Origin of the sequence: Pontibacterium sp., from assembly GCF_041587635.1 — a bacterium.
GTDB lineage: Bacteria > Pseudomonadota > Gammaproteobacteria > Pseudomonadales > Balneatricaceae > Pontibacterium.
Genome location: NZ_JBFGYC010000328.1, coordinates 1 through 4,628, shown reverse-complemented (window position 1 = coordinate 4,628; position 4,628 = coordinate 1). Strand labels below are relative to the sequence as shown.

Here is a 4,628-nt window from a genome sequence, read left to right as displayed (position 1 = left end):
TATCGCCTGATTCCGATGGTCGACAAGATGCAGGGCGGGCAGCTTCTGAACAGGATCAAAGGGGTGCGGAAAAAGTTGTCGCAGGACCTGGGTTTTCTGGTGCCTTCGGTACATATACGGGATAACCTGGACCTGTTGCCCGGTGCTTACCGCATCACGCTGATGGGAGTTGTGGTCGGAGAGGCGGAAATTTACCCCGATCGGGAGCTGGCGATTGACCCCGGGCAGGTATTTGGCCCGTTACAAGGGATAGAGGTGAAAGATCCGGCGTTTGGCCTTGATGCTGTCTGGGTTGAGCAGGCGCAGAAAGAGCATGCGCAATCGCTGGGTTATACCGTTGTAGATGCCTCGACCGTTGTGGCGACGCACCTGAACCAGTTGTTACAAAGTAATGCGCATGAGCTGCTGGGGCATGAAGAAGTGCAGCAGCTGTTGGATATGTTGTCGAAAGGATCGCCAAAACTTGTTGAGGAGTTGGTGCCGGGCAAATTATCTGTCAGTGTGTTGTTGAAGGTGCTGCAGAATCTGTTGATGGAACAGGTGCCTTTGAAAGACTTCAGGACAGTGGCAGAGACACTGGCCGACGCAACCGGACGGACACAAGATCCGGTTGCCTTGACCGCTGCGGTGCGAGTGGCACTGGCCAAGCTGATTGTGCAAACCATCAATGGTGCCGAGCTGGAGCTGCCGGTGATTACACTGGATTCTCAGCTTGAACAGTTACTATTGTCATCCGTGCAGCAGCAAGGTGAAGACGGTGGCTTGGTATTGGAGCCAGGAATGGCCGAGCGTTTGCAGGCGTCGCTGGCAGCAACGGCTGCGCAGCAGGAGATGAGCGGAAGACCGTCCATACTGCTTGTGGCAGCGCCGGTGCGTCCGTTGATGGCTAAGTTTGTACGTTATGGCGATCACCATATTCACGTGTTGTCCTATCAGGAGATCCCTGAGAGTAAACGGGTCACTATTGTCGCGACAGTAGGGGGGCAGCAGGGCGTTTAGGAGCTGATATCTTAAAGGCCGCTGATAGATAGGTGGGTTATGAAAGTTAAACGATTTTTTGCACCCGATATGCGTCAGGCTATGGCGCGGGTACGTGAGGAAGTAGGTCCCGATGCGGTGATCGTTTCTAATCGTCGTGTCGCCGGTGGTGTGGAAGTTGTTGCGGCCCATGAACATGAATATGAAGCTGCTCAGGTTGAATTTAAGCGTGATCGAGCGCGTAAAAAGCGTCGCGATGAGCAGATCCGTCTACTGACAGGTAAAGGGGGGCAGCCTTCGCCGTCGCCGCTCATTGCTGAAAAGGAGAAGGCAAAGGCCCGTATCGCCGCAGCTCAACGGGAAGATGAGGTTCCACCTGCGGTGACGGGTAACCGTAACCAGCAAATCGAAGCGGATGATGACCTTGAATCTATACTGGCATCGCTGAAAGAAAGGCAGCGAGCAAGGCCCACTGAGCCAGAAGCACCCGTTGCTATGGTGAGACCTGAACCTGCCTTGGATGTTTCTCCATTCGCTCCGGTTTCTACTCCTGCTGGTGGTGATAGCGCGTTGCAAGTTATGCAGCAAGAGATCCATCAGCTGCGTGCGATGTTGGAGAAGCAAACTCAAATACCGCCCCCGTCTGAGTCTCAGGTATCTCCGTTAGAACGTAAGCTCAATGCGCTTGGCCTGAGCTCGCGATTGCAAAAACATCTGATGACGGGTGTTGAATTGGGTATGGCGGCCGATAAAGCATGGCAGAACGCGTTAGCACGGCTCGCAGAATCGGTGCCCGTCATGGGCGAAGAGTTCACCGAACGCGGTGGAATGATTGCCTTCGTAGGACCAACCGGGGTAGGTAAAACGACCACGATTGGTAAATTGGCTGCCCGTTACGTGCTGAAATATGGAAGCTCGAGTGTCGCACTTGTCACGACTGATACCTACCGTATTGCCGCACATGAGCAGTTAAAGACCTTTGGTCGAATTCTTGATGTGCCGGTGCGGGTCGTTGATGATGCCAATAGTCTGGAGCAGGTGCTGCAGTCTTTACGGAATAAACGCCTGGTATTGATTGATACGGCAGGGTTAAGTGCCAATGATCCCCATAGCCAGCAACAGCTGGAGATGCTTGAAAGCGTGACGCTGCGCATGAAGAAGCTGTTAGTGGTGTCCTGTTCCAGTCAGCGTCAAGTTATAGAAAAGGGCTATGACGCATATAAAGGCCTAGGGTTGAATGGCTGCGTTTTAAGCAAAATGGATGAGTCCGGTAGTTTGGGTGAGGCTTTATCGTTTGCAATCGAGAAAAGCCTGCCTGTGGCCTATGCTGCCGATGGCCAGCGGATACCCGACGACATTGGTGTCGGCAATAAACGTGATCTTGTCAGTCGTGCAGTGCTGACGGCTCAGGAGTCACAGTCTGAAAATGCGTTAGGGGACAGAAACAGAGTGCCCCCTCTATTTAATGCAGGCTGAGTAGCGAAGGTAGGATTAGCAGATATGAGTGCAAGGCCTGTAAAAGTAGTTGCTGTCACAGGGGGAAAAGGCGGGGTCGGTAAAACCAACGTTTCCGTCAATCTTTCGCTGGCACTCAGTCAGCTGGAGCAGCGCGTGGTGCTGATGGATGCTGACTTGGGTCTCGCCAATGTCGACGTGATGATGGGGCTGAGTCCCAAGATGAATATCTCCGATGTGCTGGCTGGAGACTGTGCATTGCGTGATGTGTTGATTCCCGTCAACGATTATTTCGGCATTGTGCCGGCATCATCCGGTACACAGGAGATGACCACACTCAGTGTGCATGAACATGCGGAACTGATACACGCGTTCAGTGAGTTTGCCGATGAAATTGATGTTCTGGTCATTGATACCGCAGCGGGTATTTCTGAATCTGTTGTCAGTTTCGTTCGCGCAGCTCAGGAGGTCTTGGTGGTTGTTTGTGATGAACCGACCTCTATCACTGATGCATATGCCTTGATGAAGCTTTTAAACAGAGATTATCAAACAACACGCTTCCGTGTTCTGGCGAATATGGTAAGGTCTGAGCAGGAAGGTCGGAACATGTTTGCCAAGCTGCAAACAGTGACGGACAGGTTTCTGGAGGTAACACTTCAATATGTGGGGTCAATACCTTATGATGAATCCGTTCGAAAAGCAGTGCAGCGGCAACTCGCTGTTTTAGAAGCATTTCCTAAAAGTAAGGCGGCTCTAGCGTATCGCCAGCTAGCCACAAAAGTAGATGCCTGGCCGGTGCTTAACACGCCACGTGGACATCTGGAATTCTTTGTTGAGCGTCTGGTACGCAGCAATTAGCCTGATAGGTAATTAAAGGGGTGGCATGTATAACCAGCTTCAATTCACATCGAGTGATGAGTTGATAAAGCAGTACTCGCCGCTGGTTAAACGTATTGCGCACCACCTGTTGGCTCGCCTGCCTTCTACCGTCGTTCTGGATGACCTGGTTCAGTCAGGCATGATTGGATTGCTTGAAGCAGCCGCAAAGTATGATCCCTCCAAAGGTGCCAGCTTCGAAACATACGCAGGTATCCGCATTCGTGGTTCAATCATTGATGAAGTTCGCCGCGGAGATTGGACGCCCAGGTCGGTACATCGTAACGGACGCCGGGTCTCAGAAGCGATTCAGCAGGTAGAAGCACGTACTGGGCGCGATGCGTCCGATTCTGAAGTCGCTAAAGAAATGGGCGTTTCGATCGATCAATATCATGCGTTATTAAAAGATTCGGTTGATAGCCGGTTATTTAGCCTGGATGAATTGCTCAATCCACAGGACGATTATCCCGGTGAGCAAGTTGCAGCCGCAGGAGAAGGGCCTAATACCCGGGTTGAAGAGCAGGCATTTGTGTCTGCTTTGGTAAAAGCAATCGATAATTTGCCGGAAAGAGAGAAACTTGTGCTCGCTCTCTACTATGATGAAGAGCTGAATCTGAAAGAGATCGGTCAGGTTCTGGGTGTAAGTGAGTCTCGAGTCAGCCAGATTCATAGTCAGGCGGCTCTGCGGCTAAGATCCCGTTTGGGGGAGTGGCGTTAAACGTCATTACTATAATATCTTGTTGACCAAGCACGTCGAAATTTGCAGTATTTGGCATTCAGCTCGAATGCAATGCAAGTATGTCATGGGAGAATGGTGTTGAAAAAAGACATCAAAATACTTGTTGTGGATGATTTTTCTACAATGAGGCGAATTATCAAGAACCTCTTAAAAGAGCTGGGTCTGACCAACGTTGTTGAAGCAGATGACGGTGCGACGGCACTGCCCATTCTTAAACAAGGGGGAATCGAATTCCTTATTACGGACTGGAATATGCCAAATATGACTGGCATTGAGTTGATCAAACATGTCCGTTCTGACCCCAACTTATCTAACATCCCGGTGCTGATGGTAACGGCCGAAGCGAAGCGAGAGCAGATCATTGCGGCCGCTCAGGCGGGTGTGAACGGGTATGTGGTAAAACCATTCACGGCTGTAACGCTGAAGGAAAAGATCGATAAGATTTTTGAGCGTTTAGGCTAGTTGAGCGTAAGGTTGATTTATGGCCGATGTAGAAAATCTCCGTGGAGTTGAGCATTTTGAGGGTCTGCTGAAAGAAAAGGCGGACAAGCTTGTCAATGTTTTGGCGCAGGGCGATATT

Annotated in this window: 5 protein-coding genes; all 5 read left to right on the top strand. The window is 51.0% G+C overall.

The window, feature by feature from the left end; genetic code table 11:
- Positions 1-999, top strand: a 999-nt coding sequence (locus tag ABYW01_RS14695) for an FHIPEP family type III secretion protein (protein ID WP_372834008.1), incomplete at its 5' end; no start/stop codon positions are given.
- Positions 1,000-1,038: 39 nt separating this feature from the next.
- Positions 1,039-2,454, top strand: a complete 1,416-nt coding sequence (gene flhF / locus ABYW01_RS14690) for a flagellar biosynthesis protein FlhF (protein WP_372834006.1) — start codon at positions 1,039-1,041, stop codon at positions 2,452-2,454.
- A gap of 24 nt (positions 2,455-2,478) precedes the next feature.
- Positions 2,479-3,291 (top strand): MinD/ParA family protein, encoded by an 813-nt coding sequence (locus tag ABYW01_RS14685; protein WP_372834004.1) that lies wholly within the window; start codon positions 2,479-2,481, stop codon positions 3,289-3,291.
- Between the two features lie 25 nt (positions 3,292-3,316).
- Entirely contained in the window at positions 3,317-4,027 is a 711-nt protein-coding gene (locus ABYW01_RS14680; protein ID WP_372834003.1) for an RNA polymerase sigma factor FliA, read from the top strand.
- 99 nt (positions 4,028-4,126) lie between these two features.
- Positions 4,127-4,510, top strand: a complete 384-nt coding sequence (cheY, locus tag ABYW01_RS14675) for a chemotaxis response regulator CheY (protein ID WP_372834000.1) — start codon at positions 4,127-4,129, stop codon at positions 4,508-4,510.
- Positions 4,511-4,628: the final 118 nt, after the last annotated feature.

Excerpts from the sequence above, each read along its gene's own strand:
- ABYW01_RS14685 (WP_372834004.1), top strand. The coding sequence starts at position 2,479 with ATGAGTGCAAGGCCTGTAAAAGTAGTTGCTGTCACAGGGGGAAAAGGC.
- flhF (WP_372834006.1), top strand. The coding sequence starts at position 1,039 with ATGAAAGTTAAACGATTTTTTGCACCCGATATGCGTCAGGCTATGGCG.
- ABYW01_RS14680 (WP_372834003.1), top strand. The coding sequence starts at position 3,317 with ATGTATAACCAGCTTCAATTCACATCGAGTGATGAGTTGATAAAGCAG.